This window comes from Parageobacillus sp. G301 (assembly GCF_030268025.1).
Taxonomy (GTDB): Bacteria; Bacillota; Bacilli; order Bacillales; family Anoxybacillaceae; genus Parageobacillus_B; species Parageobacillus_B toebii.
This window is the reverse complement of record NZ_BSDB01000001.1, coordinates 1,022,499-1,046,643: the sequence shown is the minus strand read 5'-3', so window position 1 is coordinate 1,046,643 and position 24,145 is coordinate 1,022,499. Positions and strand designations below refer to the sequence as shown.

Annotated in this window: 20 protein-coding genes; all 20 read left to right on the top strand. The window is 43.2% G+C overall.

From position 1 onward, the window contains the following. The first annotated feature begins 49 nt into the window (after window positions 1–49). The 20 genes from yfmF (at window position 50) to QSJ37_RS05175 (ending at window position 24,141) form a co-directional block, all read left to right on the top strand. Window positions 50–1,330 carry an EF-P 5-aminopentanol modification-associated protein YfmF gene (yfmF, locus tag QSJ37_RS05270; protein WP_285754229.1) on the top strand — a complete coding sequence of 427 codons (1,281 nt, stop codon included), beginning with the start codon at window positions 50–52 and terminating at the stop codon, window positions 1,328–1,330. A 2-nt stretch (window positions 1,331–1,332) separates the two neighbouring features. Beyond that, window positions 1,333–2,625 (top strand): EF-P 5-aminopentanol modification-associated protein YfmH, encoded by a 1,293-nt coding sequence (gene yfmH, locus QSJ37_RS05265; protein ID WP_285754228.1) that lies wholly within the window; start codon window positions 1,333–1,335, stop codon window positions 2,623–2,625. Between the two features lie 40 nt (window positions 2,626–2,665). Further along, entirely contained in the window at window positions 2,666–3,382 is a 717-nt protein-coding gene (gene ymfI / locus QSJ37_RS05260; RefSeq protein ID WP_285754227.1) for an elongation factor P 5-aminopentanone reductase, read from the top strand. A gap of 60 nt (window positions 3,383–3,442) precedes the next feature. Next, window positions 3,443–3,691 (top strand): DUF3243 domain-containing protein, encoded by a 249-nt coding sequence (locus QSJ37_RS05255; RefSeq protein WP_285754226.1) that lies wholly within the window; start codon window positions 3,443–3,445, stop codon window positions 3,689–3,691. A gap of 132 nt (window positions 3,692–3,823) precedes the next feature. Beyond that, window positions 3,824–4,615, top strand: coding sequence for a DUF3388 domain-containing protein (locus tag QSJ37_RS05250; protein ID WP_285754225.1), 792 nt, complete (start codon window positions 3,824–3,826; stop codon window positions 4,613–4,615). A 24-nt stretch (window positions 4,616–4,639) separates the two neighbouring features. Further along, window positions 4,640–5,524, top strand: a complete 885-nt coding sequence (locus QSJ37_RS05245) for a helix-turn-helix domain-containing protein (RefSeq protein WP_285754224.1) — start codon at window positions 4,640–4,642, stop codon at window positions 5,522–5,524. 56 nt (window positions 5,525–5,580) lie between these two features. Further along, window positions 5,581–6,159, top strand: a complete 579-nt coding sequence (gene pgsA / locus QSJ37_RS05240) for a CDP-diacylglycerol--glycerol-3-phosphate 3-phosphatidyltransferase (RefSeq protein ID WP_285754223.1) — start codon at window positions 5,581–5,583, stop codon at window positions 6,157–6,159. A 36-nt stretch (window positions 6,160–6,195) separates the two neighbouring features. Further along, window positions 6,196–7,446: a competence/damage-inducible protein A gene (locus QSJ37_RS05235; protein ID WP_285754222.1), complete on the top strand. Its 1,251-nt coding sequence runs from the start codon at window positions 6,196–6,198 to the stop codon at window positions 7,444–7,446. Between the two features lie 163 nt (window positions 7,447–7,609). Beyond that, window positions 7,610–8,662, top strand: coding sequence for a recombinase RecA (gene recA / locus QSJ37_RS05230; RefSeq protein WP_285754221.1), 1,053 nt, complete (start codon window positions 7,610–7,612; stop codon window positions 8,660–8,662). 448 nt (window positions 8,663–9,110) lie between these two features. Further along, window positions 9,111–10,667, top strand: a complete 1,557-nt coding sequence (gene rny / locus QSJ37_RS05225) for a ribonuclease Y (protein ID WP_285754220.1) — start codon at window positions 9,111–9,113, stop codon at window positions 10,665–10,667. 83 nt (window positions 10,668–10,750) lie between these two features. Next, window positions 10,751–11,545, top strand: a complete 795-nt coding sequence (locus QSJ37_RS05220) for a TIGR00282 family metallophosphoesterase (RefSeq protein WP_285754219.1) — start codon at window positions 10,751–10,753, stop codon at window positions 11,543–11,545. Window positions 11,546–11,659: 114 nt separating this feature from the next. After that, a complete protein-coding gene (spoVS, locus tag QSJ37_RS05215; RefSeq protein ID WP_015863525.1) occupies window positions 11,660–11,920 on the top strand; it encodes a stage V sporulation protein SpoVS in 261 nt (86 codons plus the stop codon). A 92-nt stretch (window positions 11,921–12,012) separates the two neighbouring features. Next, window positions 12,013–12,936: a dipeptidase gene (locus QSJ37_RS05210; protein ID WP_285754218.1), complete on the top strand. Its 924-nt coding sequence runs from the start codon at window positions 12,013–12,015 to the stop codon at window positions 12,934–12,936. A 205-nt stretch (window positions 12,937–13,141) separates the two neighbouring features. Continuing rightward, window positions 13,142–14,878 carry a 2-oxoacid:acceptor oxidoreductase subunit alpha gene (locus tag QSJ37_RS05205; RefSeq protein ID WP_285754217.1) on the top strand — a complete coding sequence of 579 codons (1,737 nt, stop codon included), beginning with the start codon at window positions 13,142–13,144 and terminating at the stop codon, window positions 14,876–14,878. Between the two features lie 2 nt (window positions 14,879–14,880). Next, entirely contained in the window at window positions 14,881–15,747 is an 867-nt protein-coding gene (locus QSJ37_RS05200) for a 2-oxoacid:ferredoxin oxidoreductase subunit beta (protein WP_062753326.1), read from the top strand. A 184-nt stretch (window positions 15,748–15,931) separates the two neighbouring features. Continuing rightward, window positions 15,932–17,503, top strand: a complete 1,572-nt coding sequence (gene miaB / locus QSJ37_RS05195; RefSeq protein ID WP_285754216.1) for a tRNA (N6-isopentenyl adenosine(37)-C2)-methylthiotransferase MiaB — start codon at window positions 15,932–15,934, stop codon at window positions 17,501–17,503. Window position 17,504: 1 nt separating this feature from the next. Continuing rightward, window positions 17,505–17,942 carry a YlbF/YmcA family competence regulator gene (locus tag QSJ37_RS05190; protein WP_285754215.1) on the top strand — a complete coding sequence of 146 codons (438 nt, stop codon included), beginning with the start codon at window positions 17,505–17,507 and terminating at the stop codon, window positions 17,940–17,942. 179 nt (window positions 17,943–18,121) lie between these two features. Beyond that, on the top strand, window positions 18,122–18,670 hold the full coding sequence (locus QSJ37_RS05185) for an outer spore coat protein CotE (RefSeq protein ID WP_015863531.1): 549 nt from the start codon (window positions 18,122–18,124) through the stop codon (window positions 18,668–18,670). A gap of 1,025 nt (window positions 18,671–19,695) precedes the next feature. Beyond that, window positions 19,696–21,843, top strand: a complete 2,148-nt coding sequence (locus tag QSJ37_RS05180; RefSeq protein WP_285754214.1) for a hydantoinase/oxoprolinase family protein — start codon at window positions 19,696–19,698, stop codon at window positions 21,841–21,843. 27 nt (window positions 21,844–21,870) lie between these two features. After that, window positions 21,871–24,141, top strand: coding sequence for a hydantoinase B/oxoprolinase family protein (locus QSJ37_RS05175; protein WP_285754213.1), 2,271 nt, complete (start codon window positions 21,871–21,873; stop codon window positions 24,139–24,141). The last annotated feature ends 4 nt before the right edge of the window (window positions 24,142–24,145 follow it).

Here is a 24,145-nt window from a genome sequence, read left to right as displayed (position 1 = left end):
GATGAACACAACAATAAAATATCGATAAGTTTACAAAGGAGGAGTTCGATTGATCAATGAAAAAATAACGACAATCCAAAACATGAACGTCCATACAATTCCGACCGATAAATATAAAACAAATACACTTGTATGGAAAATGAAAGCACCGCTTACAAAAGAAACGGTTACGTTACGCGCGCTTTTGCCGTATGTGCTTCAAAGCGGCACGGCGGAGTACCCAAGTGTAAAACAATTGCGCACATATTTAGATGAACTATATGGCGCAACATTAAATGTGGATTTATCGAAAAAAGGTGAAAGTCATATTATTACGATTCGAATCGATGTGGCAAATGAAGTGTTTTTACAAGAGAAAATTCCGCTTCTTCGCAAAGCGCTCAAGCTGTTAAGCGATGTTGTTCTTCGTCCTGCTTTACAAGACGGCCGGTTTGTCGATCATATTGTCGCGCAAGAAAAGCGAGCGCTTAAGCAACGTATTCAAGCCGTGTACGACGATAAAATGCGGTATGCCAACTTGCGGCTTATTCAGGAAATGTGCAAAGGAGAACCGTATGCCTTGCACGCAAATGGCGAGCTAGACGATGTGGATCGCATTACTGCAGAGCAGCTGTTTCAATATTATAAAAAAACGCTGGAAGAAGATGAAATCGATTTATACGTCATTGGTGATGTACAAGAAGAGACAGTATTGGAAGCAGTTGCATCGCATTTTTTACTGCCAAACCGCACGGTTCGCACATCTGTGAAAGAAACAGTTTCAACTAAAACGCGCGATAAAGTAAATGAAGTGATCGAAAAACAAGATGTCAAACAAGGAAAATTGAACATCGGTTATCGGACGAACGTCACGTATGAAGACGATGACTATTACGCTCTCCAAATGTTTAATGGCATTTTTGGCGGTTTTTCTCATTCGAAATTGTTTATCAATGTTCGTGAAAAAGCAAGCTTAGCGTATTACGCCGCTTCGCGTTTAGAAAGCCATAAAGGGTTATTAATGGTGATGTCCGGCATCGAACCGTCCAATTATCAAAAAGCGTTGCAAATTATTGAAAAACAAATGGAAGCGATGAAAAACGGTGATTTTACCGATGAAGAAATCACGCAAACGAAAGCGGTTATTCGCAATCAATTGTTAGAAACGATCGATACGCCGCGCGGATTGGTGGAAGTGCTTTACCATAACGTTGTCTCAAAGCGGAAACGGCCGATTGAAGAATGGCTATCAGGTGCAGATCGCGTATCGCGGGAGGAAATCGTGCGCGTTGCGGGCAAGGTCGAGCTCGACACGATTTACTTCCTGACCGGAATGGAGGGAGCGGAATAATTATGGAGAAAATTGTATACGAACAGCTGCAAGAACAACTGTTTTATGAAAAAATGGAAAACGGTTTAGATGTGTACATTTTGCCAAAAAAGGGGTTTCATAAAACGTATGCAACGTTTACGACCAAATATGGATCGGTCGACAATCAATTCGTTCCGCTCGGAAAGACCGAGATGAAGCAGGTGCCGGATGGAATCGCTCACTTTTTAGAGCATAAACTGTTTGAAAAAGAAGATGGCGATGTGTTCCAGCAGTTCAGTAAACAAGGAGCATCCGCAAACGCCTTCACCACGTTTACGCGTACGGCCTACTTGTTTTCCAGTACAGCAAATGTGGAAAAAAATTTAGAAACGCTCATCGATTTTGTGCAAAGCCCATATTTTTCCGATCAAACGGTAGAAAAAGAAAAAGGAATTATCGGCCAAGAAATTCGCATGTATGATGACAATCCGGATTGGCGCGTTTATTTCGGTGTCATTGAAAGCTTGTATCAAAACCATCCGGTGAAAATTGATATTGCCGGTACGGTTGAATCCATTTCTCATATTACGAAAGAATTGTTATATGAATGTTACGAAACGTTTTACCATCCGAGCAATATGTTGCTTTTTATCGTTGGACCGGTTGATGAACAAAAAATAATGCAGCAAATTCGCGATAACCAAGCAAAAAAATCGTTTCCGCAAGCTAGTGAGATTCAGCGCTTTGTATACGATGAACCGAAAGAGAGAGCGGAAGAAAAGAAAGTCATTCCGATGCACGTGCAAACGAGTAAATGTCTTGTCGGAATTAAGGCGCCAACTGTTCACCCAGCCGGCAAAGAAAAATTAATTCATGAGTTAGCGTTCAATGTTTTGTTAGATTATTTATTCGGAAAAAGTTCTCCGCATTATGAACGGTTGTATCAGCTTGGGCTTATTGATGAAACATTTATGTACGATTATACAGAAGAGCGGGAGTTTGGCTTTGCCATGGTCGGCGGGGATACGAGCGATCCAGATCGGCTTAGCGAAGAAGTGAAACAAATATTGTTGTCCTTTTCCGGTGATTCCATGACAGATGCAGAATTAGAGAGGGTGAAAAAGAAAAAAATTGGTGCGTTTTTACGCTCGCTTAACTCTCCAGAATATATCGCCAACCAGTTTACGCGATACGCATTTAACGAAGTAAGCCTGTTTGATGTTATTCCAGTATTACAATCATTAACGATCGAACAGATGGATCAAATTGCAAAACAATGTTTCCGCGAATCCCAAATTGCGGTATGCCAAGTTGTTCCAAAAGAAAGAAAGTAGCATCCTTCATTATGGAGGGTGCTTTTTTAGGGGGATTATCATGAAATACGCGCTTATTACTGGAGCAAGCGGAGGAATTGGGACAAGCATTGCCCGCCAACTTGCTTCTGATGGTTACGGGCTTTTTTTGCATTATCATCGCCGGTATGAACGAGTAGAAAAACTGAAAAACGAGTTAGCAAATGTCCATGTCATTCCTGTCCAAGCGGATCTTTCGGATGAAAATGGAGTAAGCATGCTTCTTTCTCAAATCAATCGTCCTATCGATGTCATTATTCATAATAGCGGAAACAGCTATTACGGCCTCATTACGGATATGAGCGATGAGCTTGTTAGGAAAATGGTTCAGCTTCATGTGACAAGTCCGATTTTATTGACGAAAAAACTACTGCCGCGGATGATTGCGAACAAGCGGGGAAACATCGTTGTTATTTCTTCGATTTGGGGACTCACAGGCGCTTCTTGCGAAGTCGTCTATTCCATGGTCAAAGGCGGACAAAATGCGTTTGTAAAAGCGCTCGCAAAAGAACTGGCGCCCAGCGGAATTCGTGTGAATGCCGTCGCTCCAGGGGCCATTGATACAGATATGCTGCGCCGGTTCAGTGATGAGGAATTGCAATCCATTGCGGACGATATTCCGATCGGGCGTATCGGCACACCCGATGAGGTTGCGAAAACAGTGTCATTTTTGCTTTCGGATGCTGCTTCATACATAACGGGACAAATTATTTCCGTCAATGGCGGTTGGTACTGTTAAGTATATTTTATCAAAAAGCAGGCAAACTATCCTTGAAAGAAAATGAAGGAGGTTAAACATATGTCTGTATTAGATAACTTTGAACAATGGAAAGACTTCCTGGCAAATCGTCTTGAACAAGCGCAGCAACAAGGATTAAGCCAACAAGTGATTTCAGACGTTGCTTATCAAATCGGTGATTACCTAGCAAAACAAGTAGATCCAAAAAACCCGGAAGAACGGTTGCTTGCGGACCTTTGGAAGGTTGCAGACGAACAAGAGCAGCACGCTATCGCCAACATGATGGTAAAATTAGTGCAACAACAATAACGTGTAGAGAGGGGTTCCCTCTCTTTTTTCATTCCAGTCCCTTTTCTGTTGCTTTTCCATTCGATATTATAGTAGTATGAATTTATCATAGGGAGTTTGTGCGGGCATTAAGGATGAGGGAGGAAAGATGGGATGGGGAAGCAAGAGTGGTATTTGGAATATGAGATACATATTAACCGACCGGGTTTGTTAGGCGATGTTGCTTCATTATTAGGAATGCTGTCTATTAACATCGTTACGATTAACGGTGTCCGCGATTCGCGGCGCGGCATGCTTCTTCTTTGTGATAATAACGAACAAATCGAGCGATTGTCTACCATTTTGCAAACGATGGATAATATTACAGTGACGAAGCTGCGCCAGCCAAAACTGCTTGATCGCCTTGCCGTCCGCCACGGCCGTTACATTCAGCGGGATGCCGATGACAAAAAAACGTTCCGCTTTGTCCGTGACGAGCTCGGGCTGCTTGTCGATTTTATGGCGGAAATTTTTAAAGAGAAAGGCCATAAACTTATTGGCATCCGCGGAATGCCGCGCGTCGGCAAAACCGAGTCGATCGTTGCGGCAAGTGTTTGTGCGAATAAACGATGGCTTTTCATATCCTCAACGCTGATTAAGCAGACGGTGCGCAGCCAGCTGATCGAAGGCGAATATAGCGAAGATAATATTTTTATTATTGACGCCATCGTGTCTACTCGCCGGGCAAATGAGAGACATTGGCAACTGATTCGCGAACTGATGCGCCTTGAGGCGACAAAAGTGGTAGAGCACCCAGATATTTTTGTCCGCCATACCGAATACACTCTTGACGATTTTGACTATATTATTGAGTTGCGCCATGATCCAAATGAAGAGATTACGTACGATGTCATTGATCAGCCGCCACTGTTTGGAAACGATGGTTTTTCAGAATTTGATTTTTAATCAAAAAATGGAAGGTGTTTGTCGTTGACGGAATTAGGTAAACGTTTGAAGGAAGCAAGAGAAGCGAAAAACATTAGTTTGGATGAGTTGCAAGAGATGACGAAAATTCAAAAGCGCTATTTAATCGGTATTGAAGAAGGAAATTATGCGATTATGCCGGGGAATTTTTATGTTCGGGCGTTTATTAGGCAATACGCCGAAGCAGTTGGGCTTGACCCGGATGAAATATTTGAAGAGTACAAACAAGATATTCCACAATCATATGATGAAGAAATCCCTCAGCAATTATCGCGGGTAAAAACGCGGCAACAAATTTCACCGAACAGCACGAAATGGTTAGATTTACTTCCAAAATTGCTTATTGCTGCAGGGATTGTCGGCATTGCTGTTGTGATTTGGCTGTTTTTGCAACATAATAACGCAGGGGACAAACAGCAAAATCAAATTGCCGGGGAGACGACGGAGGTAGAACGCCCGAAAAATTCACCGCTTGAAAAAGCGAAAAAAGAAGAAAAAGAGAAAAAACAAGAAACTGAGGACAAACAACCAAAAGCGGAAAAAGAAACGGAAAAATCACCTTCTTCAGCTTCGACGCTTACTGTTGTCGAAACACGCGGTAATTTATCGACAATCGAATTAACAAATACAAACGAATTTGTTATTGAATTGACGTCAAAAGGAAACTCTTGGGTAGAGGTATATAATACAAAAGGCCACTCCTTTTTCAAAGGAAATTTAACAAACGGGCAAACGCAAACGTTTGACTTATCAGCAGAGACGGAAGTGTTTGTAAAAATCGGGAGAACGCTCGATGTTGACATAAAAGTAAATGGACAACCTTTCACCTATCCAATGAACCCAAAAGACGAAGTATATCAAAAAATGAAATTTATCTTTAAAAAATCATAAAGTCATCTTTCCTGTAGATGGCTCTTTTCACATGTTTACTAGCGGAGGTATTCAGAGTGAATTTACCTAATAAAATAACAGTAGCAAGAATTATGCTAATACCGTTATTTTTGATTGTCATGTTAGTTCCGTTTGGATGGGGCAGCGTGAAAATAGGAACAGAAACGCTGCCAATTGCCCATCTGATCGGTGCGCTTATTTTCATTATTGCCTCAACGACTGACTGGATTGACGGATATTATGCCCGTAAATATCGGCTAGTAACTAATTTAGGAAAGTTTTTAGATCCGCTTGCGGATAAACTTCTTGTATCGGCAGCGCTCATTGTGCTTGTCGAACTAAAGGCCGCTCCTTCATGGATGGTGATCATCATCATTAGCCGTGAATTTGCGGTTACGGGGCTTCGGCTTGTGCTTGCAGGAGAAGGGGAAGTAATGGCTGCCAACATGCTTGGTAAAATTAAAACATGGACGCAGATTGTCGCCATTTCTGCTCTTCTTTTACATAATTTCCCTTTTTCTCTTATTTCGTTTCCGTTTGCCGATTTAGCGCTTTGGGTTGCAGTCATTTTTACGATTTGGTCCGGATGGGATTACTTTGCGAAAAATAAACATGCTTTTTCGCATTCAAAGTAGAAAGATGTACGCAGTCAAACAAAGGGGGCATTTTCATTGAATGCGGAGATTATTGCTGTCGGCTCTGAGTTATTGCTTGGGCAGATTGCCAACACGAATGCACAGTTTTTATCTGAAAAGCTTGCTGAACTTGGAATCAATGTCTATTTTCATACCGTTGTAGGCGACAATGCCAGCCGGCTCGAACAGGCGGTAAGAGTGGCGCAGGCGCGTGCCGATCTCATTATTTTTACTGGCGGGCTTGGGCCGACGAAAGATGATTTAACGAAAGAAACGATCGCCCGCCTGTTAGGGCGCGAGCTTGTGATCGATGAGGAAGCGCTTCGTTCCATTGAAGCATATTTTGCCCGCACAAACCGGACCATGACAGAAAATAATAAAAAACAGGCACTTGTATTACAAGGATCTACTATATTGAAAAACGAACACGGAATGGCACCTGGAATGGCAATTACGCTGAATTCAATTACGTATATGCTTCTTCCTGGCCCTCCAAAAGAAATGCAGCCGATGTTTCTCAAATATGGCCGCCCATTTTTGATGGAACAGCTTGGCCGTCATGAGCGCATTGAATCGCGTGTATTACGCTTTTTCGGAATCGGTGAGTCGCAGCTGGAAACAGACATTGAAGATCTTATTGATCAACAATCAAACCCGACGATTGCCCCTCTTGCTGGTGACGGAGAAGTAACGTTGCGCTTGACCGCGAAACACCATTCCGAAATCGAAGCAAAAAAACTTTTAGATAAAACGGAACAAGCGATTTTAGAGCGAGTCGGCCGCTATTTTTATGGCTATAATGACGAAACGTTGTTTAAAAAGACCGTGAAGATGTTGAAGGAAAAAAAGAAAACGATCGCGGCGGCAGAAAGCCTCACAGGCGGACTTTTCTTAACCGAATTAACGGCCATTCCCGGCGCTTCTCAAGTTGTCCGAGGCGGAGTTGTCTGCTATGCCAATGAAGTAAAAGAGAAAGTTCTTCACGTTCCTGCTTCTGTTTTGACAACAGATGGAGCAGTAAGCGAACGTTGTGCGCAGCTATTAGCGGAAAATGTCCGCACACTTTGTCATGCTGATATTGGCATCAGTTTTACAGGCGTAGCAGGACCAGACCCGCTTGAAGGAAAGCCAGTCGGCACTGTATATATTGGCATTTCCACCTCTGAAAACGAGACAGAAGTCTATGCCCTTACATTACCCGGTCAGCGTGATGCGATTCGAATTCGTACCGCGAAATATGGTTGCTCCATTATATTAAAAAAATTGGCGGCTGCATATGAAGGGTAGCTGCCTTTCCTCTTTGATGTTCCCCCTCTTTTTATTTCATCACAAATGGAGAATGTTTCTATTTTCGCCACAAGAAAAACGAATGAACGTTCGATTTTTTTCTTGGCAACTGCCCTGAAAAACGGTATAGTATAAGTAGTTGAGAAAAAGGAGGAGTTTGTTAGTGAATCAAGACCGTCAAGCCGCCTTAGAACAGGCGTTAAAACAGATCGAAAAGCAATTTGGAAAAGGCTCGATCATGAGACTTGGAGAACAAACAGACCGGAAAATTTCCACTGTATCAAGCGGATCGCTTGCACTGGATATCGCTTTAGGAGTCGGCGGATATCCGCGTGGACGCATTGTTGAAATATATGGGCCTGAATCTTCCGGGAAGACAACAGTTGCGCTTCATGCGATTGCCGAAGTGCAAAAACAGGGGGGACAAGCTGCGTTTATTGATGCGGAGCACGCGCTTGATCCAGTTTATGCACAAAAGCTAGGCGTAAACATCGATGAGTTGTTGCTTTCCCAGCCGGATACAGGAGAACAGGCATTGGAGATTGCCGAGGCATTAGTAAGAAGCGGCGCGGTTGATATTATCGTTATTGACTCTGTCGCGGCGCTTGTACCGAAAGCGGAAATTGAAGGAGAAATGGGCGATGCCCACGTTGGTTTGCAAGCGCGTCTTATGTCACAAGCATTGCGCAAATTATCCGGAGCGATTAATAAATCAAAGGCAATCGCTATTTTCATCAACCAAATTCGCGAAAAAGTCGGAGTGATGTTTGGAAATCCGGAGACGACACCAGGCGGACGCGCTCTAAAATTTTACGCTTCGGTCCGTTTAGAAGTGCGCCGTGCCGAACAAATTAAACAGGGCAATGACATGGTTGGAAATAAAACAAAAATTAAAGTAGTAAAAAATAAAGTTGCCCCTCCATTTAAAACGGCTGATGTAGATATTATGTACGGAGAGGGAATTTCCCGAGAAGGCGAAATTATCGATATGGCATCAGAGCTGGATATCGTGCAAAAAAGCGGTTCTTGGTATTCGTATAAAGACGAGCGTCTAGGTCAAGGACGCGAAAATGCAAAACAGTTTTTAAAAGAAAATCCGCATATCGCTGAAGAAATTGCACAAGAAATCCGTAGACATTACGGAATTGAATCGCCTTCTGTTTTGAACAACGCAAACGAGACGCAACAAGAGGAGCTTGGATTTTTAGAAGACTAAACTAGGGAGGAAATGCTGTTTCCTCTCTTTTTTATTTCTTCTTTTGCGACAGGGAGAAACTTCTATATCTTGACAATAAATTTTGCCACCTTTAAAATTAACATGTATATTTTATACAAAGAATCAGCCACGAAAGTCCGTGACTCCGGCTAAATGAAAGTGGCTCATGCAAATGTATTTTGGATTGAGCCAACTTTATAAAAACACCAATGATGTTTTTTTATTGTCTGTAAACATTTAGCAGAAACTGGAGCGCGTCCGCATGAAAAATGGAAAGAAAGTTCTCGCTTGATCGGCTTTAGCGGCGCATACGTTCGGCTAATGGGCGGATATATGTGTTGCTGATTTCGATGTCAGTAAGTATGGTACTGTATGTTGAAACGTTTGTAACAACGTACATGCCGACAGTTATTTCGAAATAATTTTATAGCAAGAGGAGGTGAAAAAAATGGGATCAATCATCATCTCCGCTTTGCTTGCCTTAGTTGTCGGTGCCGTTGTCGGCTTTTTTATTCGAAAATCCATTGCAGAAGCGAAAATTGGCGGTGCACAAGCAGCTGCAAACCAAATCATAGAAGATGCGAAACGAGAAGCTGATGCGCTGAAAAAGGAAGCGCTTCTTGAAGCAAAGGATGAAATTCATAAACTTCGTACAGAGGTTGAACGTGAAATTCGCGATCGAAGAAGCGAGTTGCAAAAACAAGAAAACCGATTGCTGCAAAAAGAAGAAAATCTTGATCGAAAAGATGAGGCGCTGAATAAACGAGAAGCGCTCTTAGAATCGAAAGAGGAAGCACTGAATCAAAGACAACAACATATTGAACAGATGGAAAGCAAAGTGGAAGAGCTCGTTCAAAAGGAACAAATGGAATTGGAACGAATTTCTGGTCTAACACGCGAAGAAGCACGCCAAGTTATTTTGGAACGTGTCGAAAAAGAGCTATCTCATGAAATTGCAATGATGGTGAAAGAAGCCGAGACCCGCGCGAAAGAAGAGGCGGATAAAAGAGCAAAAGCAATTTTATCGCTGGCGATTCAGCGCTGTGCGGCTGACCATGTCGCCGAAACGACCGTATCTGTCGTTAATTTGCCAAACGATGAAATGAAAGGCCGGATCATTGGCCGTGAAGGACGGAATATTCGTACGCTTGAAACGCTCACCGGTATTGATTTAATTATCGATGATACGCCGGAGGCAGTTATTTTATCGGGATTTGATCCAATCCGCCGTGAAACGGCTAGAATTGCCTTAGACAAACTTGTTCAAGATGGACGCATTCACCCGGCAAGAATTGAGGAAATGGTCGAAAAAGCAAGACGTGAAGTGGATGAGCATATTCGTGAAGTCGGCGAACAAACCACCTTTGAAGTTGGCGTTCACGGGTTACATCCGGATTTAATAAAAATTTTAGGACGCCTCAAATTCCGGACAAGCTACGGGCAAAACGTCTTGAAGCATTCAATTGAAGTGGCGTTTTTGGCCGGGTTGATGGCGGCGGAACTTGGCGAAGATGAAATGTTAGCAAGACGTGCTGGCCTCCTGCATGATATTGGCAAGGCCATTGACCATGAAGTGGAAGGAAGCCATGTTGAAATCGGTGTAGAATTGGCGACAAAATATAAAGAACACCCGGTTGTCATTAACAGCATCGCTTCCCATCATGGTGATACGGAGCCAACTTCCGTCATTGCCGTGCTCGTTGCAGCGGCTGATGCACTTTCTGCGGCAAGACCGGGAGCGCGCAGCGAAACATTGGAAAACTATATTCGCCGCCTCGAAAAATTGGAGGAAATCGCTGAATCATATGAAGGTGTGGAGAAATCATATGCGATTCAAGCAGGCCGAGAAGTGCGTATTATGGTGAAGCCGGATATGATTGATGATTTAGAAGCGCATCGATTGGCGCGGGAAATTCGTAGACGGATCGAGGAGGAACTCGATTATCCGGGGCACATTAAGGTTACCGTTATTCGTGAAACAAGAGCGGTAGAATATGCAAAATAAAGTGGCGATATTGCCACTTTATTTTTTTTATATTTTATGCCAAACTTGAACTAGTTAGATTTCAGCTTAGAAAGGGATATACAATGAAATTTTTGTTTATTGGCGACGTTGTCGGTTCACCGGGAAGAAAAATGATAGAACAATATTTGCCCAAGTTAAAAGAAAAATATAAACCGAACATCATTGTCATTAATGGGGAAAATGCCGCAGGCGGAAAAGGAATTACGGAAAAAATTTATCGTACGTTTCTTGAGCAAGGCGCCCATGTCGTCACGCTTGGCAATCACGCATGGGATCAACGCGATATATTTGAATTTATCGATGATGCAAAGTCATTGATACGGCCGGCTAATTTTCCGGAAGGTGTCCCAGGAAAAGGGATTGTATATGTACAAGTAGAGCAAATGGAAGTTGCGGTTATTAATTTGCAAGGGAGAACGTTTCTGCCCGCCATCGATTGTCCATTTAAAAAAGCAGATGAGCTAATTGAAGAAGCAACCAGGCGCACGCCGATGATTTTGATTGATTTTCACGCGGAGGCAACAAGTGAAAAGCAGGCGATGGGTTGGTATTTGGATGGACGTGTTTCTGCAGTTGTTGGTACACATACGCACGTTCAAACTGCCGATGCTCGTATTTTGCCGAAAGGAACGGCGTATATTACTGATGTTGGGATGACTGGTCCGTATGATGGAGTTTTAGGAGTGGATCGTGAGGCGGTGTTGCGGAAATTTTTAACATCATTACCCGTTCGTTTTGAGGTAAAAGAAGGGAGAAGCCAATTAAACGCTGTGCTCATTGATGTTGATGAGAAAACGGGACGAGCAAATAAGATCGAAAGAATTGTGATAAATGATGACAATCCTTATTTTGAATAGTCGTTGTTTTAGGAATTTTTAAAAAATATTTATAAACTTAGCAGGAATACTCGCTAAAACAGTGAATATAGTAACAGTAGAACTATTTTTGAGGAAATGAGGGAGGAGCTAGAAATGGAAATATTAAAAGTTTCAGCAAAGTCGAATCCTAACTCTGTAGCTGGTGCACTTGCCGGGGTATTGCGTGAACGCGGATCAGCAGAAATTCAAGCAATCGGCGCAGGTGCATTAAACCAAGCCGTTAAGGCAGTAGCTATTGCACGAGGATTTGTGGCACCGAGCGGCATGGACCTTATTTGTATTCCTGCATTTACGGATATTATTATTGACGGGGAAGAACGTACGGCGATTAAATTAATTGTAGAACCTCGTTAATAGTAGTAACGCTTTTATGATAGAAACATAACCTGTTTGTGCCTTCCATTGGAAGGCAGGCAGGTTATTTTACTTTATAAAGGGGGATATGTATGATTTTTGATGCGCATTGTGACGCGCTGATGAAATTATGGATGGATCGGTCTTTATCGTTCCAAGATGGCAAAAGCCTTCATGTCACCTTTCCATCACTTCTAGAGGCGAAAATAAAAGTTCAATGTTTTGCCATTTACATACCGGAAACTGTTCCGGAAGAAGCTCGTTTTACGGTTGCGCTAGAAATGATAGACATTTTTTTTGAACAAATGATTGAGCGATTTCCAATGATGAAATTTGTTCGTTCGAAACGCGATATTGACGCATTGGGAGAAAATGAAATTGGGGCGATGTTAACGCTTGAAGGATGCGACGCGATTGGGACAAGCCTTGTAAAATTAAAAACATTGCTTCGCCTTGGCGTCTCGTCTGTTGGACTGACATGGAATTGGTCCAATGCTGTGGCAGATGGTGCTTGGGAAGTGCGCGGTGCCGGATTAACGGAATTCGGAAAACAAGTGGTGCGGCATCTTAACGAGGCAAAACGTTGGGTCGATGTTTCCCACTCATCGGAAAAAGCATTTTGGGACGTGATGGAAATCGCGCAATTTCCGATTGCTTCTCATTCTAATACATATCGCTTTTGCCCACATCCGCGTAATTTGCGAGATGAGCAAATTCGCGCGTTGGTTGAGAAAAATGGGATGATTGGAATTACGTTCGTTCCGTACTTTTTAACGAAAGAAAAAGAAAAAGCGGCGATTTCTGACGTTCTCCGCCATTTGGAACACATTTGTTCACTCGGGGGAGCAAGGCACGTTGGGTTTGGCTCTGATTTTGACGGGATGGAAGAAACGGCAAAAGGACTCGAAAATGTGCGGTGCTATACAAATTTAGTCAACGAGCTGCAAAAACACTACTCAGAAGATGAGGTAGAACGGTTTTTATTTCGCAATTTTTATGACCATTTGCCGCAGTAAAATAAGAGATTGATGGCAATAGAAAAGAGTTTTTTTATAAGTAAGGTTGCATTTTTTTTCATATAGGTCTAGAATGAAATCGTTTGATATATTTTTATATGTTTAAATTTTTGTGAAAATCATTGCCTGCAAGTCTAGTGATTTTATTGGAAAAGTGCTACACTTATAATTGTAATTTTTGACCGAACTTAAAGGGGTGTAAGAAATGATTAGTCAACTTTCATGGAAAGTTGGAGGGCAGCAGGGAGAAGGAATTGAAAGTACCGGTGAAATCTTCTCCATTGCGTTAAATCGTCTAGGCTATTATTTATATGGGTACCGTCATTTTTCTTCACGGATTAAAGGCGGTCATACGAATAACAAAATTCGTGTAAGTACAACACCAATTCGTTCGATTGCCGATGATCTTGATATATTAGTGGCGTTTGACCAAGAATCGATTGATTTTAATTTTCATGAACTTCGTGATGGCGGCATCGTGATCGCTGATGCGAAGTTTAATCCAACGATTCCGGAAGGTCAAAATGTAACGTTATATGCAGTTCCGTTTACAGATATAGCGACAAATTTAGGAACATCGCTTATGAAAAACATGGTCGCTGTTGGAGCGTCAAGCGCAGTTCTTGGCCTTGATATTAACGTATATCAAGAAGTGGTACAAGAAATTTTCGGAAGAAAAGGCCAGCAAGTTGTCGAAAAAAACATGGAAGCGATCCGAGCAGGCGCTCAGTATATGAAAGAACAGCTTGGCGATCATGTTCAAACAATGAAACTAGAAAAAGCGGATGGGAAAAAGCGGATGTTCATGATCGGCAACGACGCGCTTGCATTGGGCGCATTAGCCGGCGGTGCGCGTTTTATGGCGGCATATCCGATTACTCCGGCTTCGGAAATTATGGAATATTTAATTAAAAAACTTCCGGAACTAGGAGGAGCTGTTATACAAACGGAAGATGAAATAGCCGCATGTACGATGGCGATTGGTGCCAACTATGCTGGGGTGCGGGCATTCACCGCATCAGCAGGTCCGGGCCTTTCCCTTATGATGGAGTCGATCGGGCTTGCTGGAATGACAGAAACACCGCTTGTTATCGTTGATACACAACGTGGCGGCCCAAGTACAGGATTGCCGACAAAACAAGAACAATCTGACTTAATGGCCATGATTTACGGAACGCACGGTGAAATTCCAAAAATCGTCATGGCGCCAAGCACAGTGCAAGAAGCGTTTTACGATATGGTGGAAGCGTTCAACCTTGCCGAAGAATATCAATGTCCGGTGATCGTTTTATCTGATTTGCAACTTTCCCTTGGCAAACAAACGGTTGAACCGTTAGAGTACGATAAAATAGAAATTCGCCGTGGTAAACTGGTAACAGACGAACTCCCGCCGTTGGAGAAAAAAGATAATTTTAAACGTTACGAAGTTACCGAAGATGGCATTTCTCCACGCGTAATTCCAGGAACACCAAACGGCATCCACCATGTAACAGGAGTAGAACACGCAGAAACAGGAAGACCGTCTGAAGTTGCGGCAAATCGGAATGCACAGATGGATAAACGTCTGCGCAAATTAAAACATATTCGCTTCAACACACCAGTTCATAAAAATGTTAAACACGATGAAGCAGATTTGTTAATTATTGGTTTTATTTCTACGCGCGGTGCGATCGAAGAAGCGATCGACCGTCTTGAGCAAGACGGCGTGAAAGTCAATCACGCGCACATCCGTCTTCTTCATCCGTTCCCAACGGAGGAAGTGTTGCCGCTTGTCGAATCAGCGAAAAAAGTCGTCGTCGTTGAGCAAAATGCAACAGGCCAACTTGCAAACATTCTTAAAATGAATGTTGGACATGCTGAAAAAATTTCTAGTGTATTGAAATATGACGGTAATCCGTTCTTGCCGAACGAAGTTTATACAAAATGCAAGGAGTTGTTATAAATATGGCGACTTTTAAAGATTTTCGTAACGATGTAAAACCGAACTGGTGTCCAGGGTGTGGCGATTTCTCCGTTCAAGCTGCCATTCAGCGCGCTGCGGCAAACGTCGGGCTTGAACCTCATCAATTAGCGGTTATTTCTGGAATCGGCTGCTCGGGACGTATTTCCGGTTATATTCATTCGTACGGCTTTCACGGCACCCATGGCCGCGCGTTGCCGCTTGCCCAAGGAGTGAAAATGGCGAATCGTGATTTAACGGTCATTGCCGCAGGCGGTGACGGAGACGGATTTGCGATCGGCATGGGTCATACCATTCATGCGATTCGCCGCAACATCGATATTACGTACATTGTCATGGACAACCAAATTTACGGCTTAACAAAAGGGCAAACATCGCCGCGCAGCGATGTTGGCTTTAAAACGAAAAGCACTCCGCAAGGTTCGGTCGAACCGGCTCTTTCGATTATGGAAATCGCGCTAAGTGCTGGCGCAACGTTCGTAGCGCAAAGCTTCTCGAGCGATTTAAAAGAATTAACGAGCTTAATTGAAGAGGGGATTAAACATAAAGGGTTCTCGCTTATTAACGTATTCAGTCCATGTGTTACATATAATAAGGTAAACACATACGACTGGTTTAAAGAAAATCTTGTGAAAGTAAGCGAGATTGAGGGATATGATCCATCGGACCGCACCATGGCAATGCAAACGGTAATGAAATATAAAGGATTAGTAACAGGGCTGATTTATCAAAATAAAGAACAAAAATCGTACCAAGAACTGCTTCACGGTTATAGCGAAACACCGCTTACGGAGGCAGATCTTCAACTAAGCAAAGAAAAATTCGATGAATTAATTTCTGAATTTATGTAATTTGGAAATGATTCACTCCCAATTAGGTATTGCCTAGTTGGGAGTGATTTTGTTATGATGACTTGTTCAGCGTTAAACTGAATAAGAAAAGTATTGTTTAAATTTGTGATCAATTATATACTATGATAATGTGTATGATGAAAAGAAAACAATTGTTTTCTATAGCTATAGAAAGGAGATTATTATGAACGAAAAACAACGTTTAGAGCAAACAGGACAAATTCAAACAGCTGATCATCCAACGGACAAAAAATCCGCTTTGGATGCGTTAAAGAAAAAAACGAGCAAAGATTACGAAAAATATTTTACTAGCGTATTTATTCCGCCAAATTTAAAAGAAGCGAAAAAACGCGGAAAAGAAGAAGTAAAATATGTTAAAGACTTCACTATACCGGAGCAATTCCGCGGCATGGGCGAAGGCCGCAAGTTTTATATTCGCACGTATGGCTGTCAAATGAACGAACATGACACTGAAGTAATGGCGGGAATTTTTATGGCGCTCGGATATGAGCCGACTGACCGCCCAGAAGATGCGAATGTCATTTTATTGAATACGTGCGCGATCCGCGAAAACGCGGAAAACAAAGTGTTCGGCGAGCTCGGCCACTTAAAGCCGCTGAAGCAAAACAATCCGGATTTGCTTCTTGGGGTATGCGGCTGTATGTCGCAAGAAGAATCGGTCGTCAATAAAATTTTGAAACAATATCAATACGTTGACATGATTTTCGGTACGCATAACATTCATCGCCTTCCATACATTTTACATGAAGCATACATGTCAAAAGAAATGGTTGTGGAAGTTTGGTCAAAAGAAGGCGATGTGATCGAAAATCTTCCAAAAGCGCGCAGAGGCAACATTAAAGCATGGGTAAACATTATGTACGGCTGCGATAAGTTCTGTACGTACTGTATCGTTCCGTATACGCGCGGGAAAGAACGAAGCCGTCGTCCGGAAGACATTATTCAAGAAGTGCGCCATCTCGCCGCCCAAGGATATAAAGAAATTACGCTTCTTGGCCAAAACGTCAACGCCTACGGGAAAGATTTCACCGATATGAAATACGGTCTTGGCGACTTGATGGACGAACTTCGCAAAATTGATATTCCGCGCATTCGCTTTACGACTAGCCATCCGCGCGATTTTGACGATCGTTTAATCGAAGTGCTCGCCAAACGCGGCAATCTAGTCGAGCATATTCACCTGCCAGTGCAATCCGGCAGCACGGAAATATTGAAATTGATGGGCCGGAAATATACGCGTGAGGAATATTTAGAGCTTGTTCGCAAAATTAAAGCAGCGATTCCAGACGTTGCGTTAACAACGGATATTATTGTCGGCTTCCCGAACGAGACGGAAGAGCAGTTTGAAGAAACGCTGTCGCTCTACCGCGAAGTCGAATTTGATTCTGCATACACGTTCATTTATTCACCACGTGAAGGCACACCGGCAGCAAAAATGGTTGATAATGTACCGATGGAAGTGAAAAAAGAACGCTTGCAGCGGCTAAACGCGCTTGTCAATGAAATTTCAGCGCGAAAAATGAAGGAATATGAAGGGAAAGTTGTCGAAGTATTAGTTGAAGGTGAGAGCAAAAACAACCCGGATGTCCTTGCTGGATACACGCGGAAAAACAAGCTTGTCAACTTCATCGGTCCGAAATCGGCGATTGGCAAACTTGTCAAAGTGCGGATTACCGAAGCGAAAACATGGACATTAAACGGGGAAATGGTAGAAGAAGCGATCGAGGTGAAATGAGATGGCAAAATATACACGTGACGAGATTTTAGCACAGGCGAAAGAGCTCGCCAAAATGATTGCCGAGACAGAAGAAGTTGATTTTTTTAAACGCGCGGAAGAAAAAATACACCAAAACGAAAAAGTGCGCGCGATGATCGATCAAATTAAATCATTGCAAAAACAGGCAGTCAACTTAAAACATTACGGGAAATATGAAGCGCTGAAAAAAGTAGAAGCACAAATTGATGCGATTTACGAAGAGCTTTCGCAAATTCCGATCGTTAGCGAATTCCAGCAATCGCAAACGGAAGTGAACGATCTGCTTCAATTAGTCGCTTCTACCATCTCCAATACGGTGACCGATGAGATTATCGCATCAACAGGCGGCAACGTGTTGCGCGGGGAGACAGGTGCACAAATACGCTGTAGTGGAAACGGCGGCTGCGGCTGCCATTAAAATTTGACTGACGTCCTTGGTTTTCAAGGGCGTTTTTTTTTATTGCGGAAAAAGTAGGCACATCATACAGGAACCCCGCATACAATGAACTATAAGGAATAATTTATAAACTTATGTGCACATTAGGCGAAATCATGCATAGGATGAAATGAAGATTCATTTGAGGAGGGTTTCTTTATATGTCTGAATACAGAGAAATTATTACAAAGGCGGTCGTCGGGAAAGGTCGTAAATTTACGCAATCTACTCATACGATTACTGCTCCGAATCGTCCATCAAGCATTTTAGGATGCTGGATTATTAACCATCGTTACGATGCGAAAAAATGTGACAAGACAGTAGAAATCCATGGGAAATATGACGTTAACGTTTGGTATTCATATGACAACAATACAAAAACAGAAGTTGTCACAGAAACAGTAACATATGCGGATGTAGTGAAATTAAAATACCGTGACGATGATGACATTATTAGCGATGATACAGACATTATCGTTCGTGTCATTCAGCAGCCGAACTGCCTAGAATGCACCATTTCGCCAAACGGAAATAAAATTGTGGTAGATGTAGAACGCGAATTTATTTCCGAAGTCATTGGGGAAACGAAAATATGTGTCGCGATCCATCCAGACGGCTGCGGCAATGATGACGATGATTTTGATTACGGTGACCTAGATGAAGAACTAGAAGATTTAAGCCCAGATTTGCTTCTTGGCGATGAAGAGTAAAACTAGGAAGGAAGATCTTCCTAGTTTTTTTTGGTTGAAAAGGGATGGAATGGAGCTTAACTTTTTTATTTATCTGTTTCGTATCAATATTTACATCATATTCATCACTTTTTTATATATATTCACTATTCAAAACAATAAAAAAATTATAAAAAATTAAAATTTTTTTGTAGACATGTGATTTTATATGTGCTATTCTATTTAACAAATAAACCATACTAATTGTGAATTAATATATTTAGAGATTTTAAAACGTGTTAAATTTATCCTCTGTTTTCTATCAAAAGCTAGAAATTGATGAGGCAAAAAACGCTTTTGATGGAGCATGCGTTGATGTTCTTCAGTTGTTTTAGTCGTTGAAGCAACGTTTCCACTCATTGAAATACCTCAACCATCTCTTCATGATTTAACATCAGACATAATGATTCTCCTATTCTCTGCCTACACGAAGCAACGGTCCTGCACACTGAATATGTTCCAGTCCAAACAGCGATTTTCGGTTATTCGTTCACTATAATTACAAAAGTATATAGCTATGAAAGCCCGCGATTGGAGCCATCGGTGAAGTAGAAAACAGTTTTGTTTGAACCGTGCAGACAGGCACCAAATACCAGTGATTAGTCGTGCAGAGGTTCAGACTTTTCACTGTTTGTTTCTTTCGGAACGTGCATGGCCTTTCCTTGATGGTCTTTCCGGCCCTTTAACCATTTTTTAACATAAATAAAGAAAAAATACTAAAAAATGATATTTTCCCATTTTATCTTCAGATACACGGTCATCCTTATTTCTAAATATCCATTAAAGGAGGTGATGAAATTTAGTTGCAGGGTGAGATCATAGGCGAACCATTTTGCACAGATTGCTCTGTGACAAAGGAAGATGCGGGGGTGACACGAAAAGGTTTTGCGTGTAAGTAAAATATTCTGCCATTATGCTTTCTAGTCTAGATTTTAGATCTATCATTTATAACTACTATAAAATATCACAATACTATCAAATTAAACATGTAGGAAGGGGATGAAGAAATGAAAACAGCGGTAAAAAGAAAAGCGCAAATTCTTGCGATTGATGCTGGGGGAACGATGACAGACACATTTATCATCGATGAAAACGGAGAGTTTGTCGTCGGGAAAGCGCAATCTACACCGGAAGACGAATCGGTAGGTCTCTTAAATTCGGCGAAGGATGCGCTTTCTTACTGGGAAACGACCGTTGATGAGCAATTTCCGCAGCTGCTTGCCGGAGTCTATTCGGGAACAGCGATGCTGAACCGACTCGTTTCAAGGAAAGGACGCCGGGTCGGACTGATCGTTAACAAGGGTATGGAAGATTTTCATCGAATGGGCCGAGCGATCCAATCATATCTTGGTTATTCTTACTCGGACCGTTTGCACATCAATACTCACCGTTATGATCCGCCGCTTGTGCCGAGAGAGTTAACGAGAGGTGTAACTGAAAGAGTTGACTTATTTGGAAACGTTGTCATTCCGCTTTATGAGCATGAAGTGGAACCGGCTGTTAGGGAACTTCTTGAACTAGATGTAGAAGCCATTGTTATCAGCTTGCTTCATTCTTACAAGTATCCTCATCATGAGAGAAGAGTGAGGGATATAGCCAAAGAAGTCATGAAGAAAGTCGGTAAAGAAGTTCCTGTATTTGCGTCCGTCGACTATTATCCGGTTAGAAAAGAGTCGCACCGGACAAACACGACAATCATTGAGGCGTATGCGGCCGATCCTTCGCGCGAAACGTTAACAAAAATTAATAATATGCTAAAAGAACATGGAGCTAACTTTGATTTGCGTGTGATGGCAAGCCATGGAGGGACGATCAGCACACGGGCAAACGAATTGGCAAGAACGCTTGTCTCTGGTCCGATCGGCGGCGTCATTGGCGCAAAATACCTTGGAGAGAAGCTTGGCATTCGCAATATTGCCTGCTCGGATATTGGTGGAACGAGCTTTGATATAGCGCTCATCACCCAAGGGGATTTGAGCATCAACACAAGTCCGGATATGGCTCGTCTTGTGCTCTCACTGCCGCTTGTCGCAATGGATACCGTCGGAGCGGGAGCCGGAAGCTATGTCCGAATCGATCCGAACTATAAAACGTTGACACTTGGTCCGGACAGTGCCGGATCGAGAGTCGGTGTGTGCTATCCGGAAGGCGGCGTGGACACGGTAACGGTAACGGACTGCCACGTTGTTCTCGGGCTGATCAACCCGGATAACTTCCTTGGCGGGGAAGTCAAGCTCTATCCAGAGCGCGCGTACGAAGCGGTTAAGAAACAGATCGCTGATCCGCTCGGATTATCCGTCGAAGACGCGGCGTACGGCGTGATTGACCTGCTTGAATCACAGCTTCGCAACTACCTGGAATCCATGATTTTAGGAAAAGGGTATTCGCCATCTCAGTATGTATGCTTCTCATACGGAGGAGGAGGTCCGCTACATACCGCCGGTTATACGAAAGGACTAGGTTTTGAAGATGTGCTCGTACCGGCGTGGGCGGCAGGATTTTCCGCGTTCGGCTGTGGTGCTGCGGATTTCGAATATCGTTATGATAAAACGCTTGATATTAACGTCAATGACGGCGCCAGTGATGATGAAAAACTAAAAGCTGGAAAAGAACTGCAGGCTGCGTGGGATGAACTGAAGGAGAAAGTGGCAGCCGAATTTGAGAAGAACCAGTTCAGCAAAGAAGAAGTTGATTTCCGCCTCTATTTCCGCATGCAATACCAAGGACAATTAAACGATTTGGAAATTGAAGCGCCGATTGAAGCATTCAAGAACGTGAATGACTGGTATGAACTTGTGAACGCGTTCGAAGACACGTATGCGAGGGTTTACGCCAAGGCGGCGAAATCGCCAGAGCTCGGTTACAGCATCACAGGTGCAATCGTTCGGGGAATCGTCGAAGTGCCGAAACCGAAAATCCCGGTAGAACCGTTTGCGGGTGAAACACCACCGAAAGAAGCGTACCTTGGCAAGCGCAGAGTGTATTGGAAAGGCCAATGGATCGAAGCGGATATTTGGGAAATGGAAAAACTGAAACCGGGCAACAAAATTAAAGCGTTCTCGATCATTGAATCTCCGGCTACGACATTTGTCATTCCGCCGGGATTTGAAACATATCTTGACCAACATCGCATTTTCCATTTGAAAGAAGTTTAAAAAAATTTAAAAGGAGGTTGATCGATCATGGCGATGAACGTAAAAGAGGTAAAACAACGCAAAACTATCGGGTGGAATGGAAAAACACTCAAAGAAATGCGGGAGGAAATCGATCGGCTTAGCCAGTTGACTGGACATTACGCAGGATTGAAAGAACTTCCGCTGAAAGAAAGCGATCCGATCCGTTATGAAAAGATCTTTTCCAAACTGCGCGGGGGTGTGGTGCACGCGCGGGAAACGGCGAAAAGGGTTGCCGCATCGCCGATTGTCGAGCAGGAAGGCGAATTATGCTTTACACTTTACACTCCTGAAGGTGATTGCGTTGTTACTTCCACTGGAATCATCATTCACGTTGGCACGATGGGCGCCGCCATCAAATTTATGATTAAAAATGATTATGAAGAGAACCCTGGCATTGAAGATGGCGATATTTTCTGCAACAATGACTGCCAGATCGGAAACGTCCATCCATGTGACGTTCATACGATCGTGCCAATTTTCTACGATGGAGAACTGATTGGCTGGGTTGGCGGAGTTACTCACGTTATCGATGTTGGAGCGACAGCTCCTGGAAGCATGACTGTCGGTCCGGTCACTCGTTACGATGACGGCTATCAAGTGGCCTGCCGCAAAATCGGGAAAAACGATACACTGCTAAAAGACTGGTTAATTGAAAGCCAGCGTTCGGTCCGTACGACAAAGTACTGGCTGCTTGACGAACGGACGCGCATAGCCGGATGCCATATGATTCGCGATCTTGTTCTTGATATTGTAAGAGAGGAAGGAATCGATACGTACAAACAATTTATCCGCGAAGTGATCGAAGAAGGACGCCGCGGCTTTGTCAACCAAGTAAAAACGCTGCTTATTCCAGGCAAATATCGTCAAGTTTCCTTTGTAGACGTACCGTACAAAAATCTTGATGTACCTCCATATGCCCGTGTGAACACAATCATGCACGCGCCGACGGAGATCATCGTTCATAAGGATGGCAAGTTTGAAATCGACTTTGAAGGGGCTAATCGTTGGGGCTGGCATAGCTACAACGCGACACCGGTTTCAATTACAAGTGGAATATGGGTTATGATGTCGCAAACGCTTATCCCGAACGACCGGGTCAACGATGGAGCGTATTATGCGAGCAAGTTTGACTTGCCGTACGGTTCATGGCTAAACCCAGATGATATTCGCACCGCGCACAGCTATGCATGGCATTTCCTTGTATCCGCGTGGAGCCCGTTATGGCGAGGACTCAGCCGCAACTATTTCGCCCGCGGTTATCTCGAAGAAGTCAACGCAGGTAACGCCAATACATCCAACTGGCTGCAAGGCGGAGGCTACAACCAGTTCAATGAAAACCATGCTGTCAACAGCTTCGAGTCAGCCGCTGAAGGGGTTGGCGCGAGCGCGGTAAGAGATGGGATCAGCCACGCCGCGGCGATCTGGAACCCGGAAGGCGATATGGGCGACATGGAAATCTGGGAGCTGGCAGAACCGCTCATTTATCTTGGAAGAAGCATTAAGCCGAATACAGGCGGCCACGGAAAATACCGTGGTGGAAACGGCTATGAATCGTTGAGAATGGTGTATGGGGCAAAAGACTGGACGATGTTCTTCATGGGCAACGGTTACATCTCGAGTGACTGTGGATTGATGGGAGGTTATCCGGCCGCATCAGGATACCGTTTTGAGGCCCATGGCACGAACTTAAAAGAACGGATCGAAAAGAGACTGCCGATTCCGACTGGCGGTGATCCTGATCCGGATAACCCACAATATGAAAAACTGATGGAAGCAAAAGAAATTATCCGTGACAAGCAGGCGATTACAACGGAAACGATTTTTGAAAACTATGATCTATATTTAAACTATTTGCGTGGGGGTCCAGGATTCGGCGATCCGCTAGAGCGGAAACCAAAAATGATTGAAAATGATTTAAACGAAGGCCATATTCTTCCTCGTTTCGCTGAAAGTGTTTATGGAGCGGTCTTCACTCAAGATGAAAAAGGTCGATATATCGTTGATGAAGAAGCAACGAAGAAACGCCGTGAGGAAATGAGAAAAGAGCGGCTGAAACGAGGAGTGCCGACAAAACAATGGATGCAAGAGGAAAGAAAGAAAATTATCAACAAAGAAGCAGCGATACAAGTGCGTCACATGTATGCGAGCACCTTCGCGTTAAGTGAAAAGTTTTATAACGAGTTTAAGTCATTCTGGAATTTGCCGGAAGATTGGAAATTAACAGAAGAAGAATTGAGCATCCCGGTATTCGGAAGAAAAATTAATAAGTTGAAATGAGGTG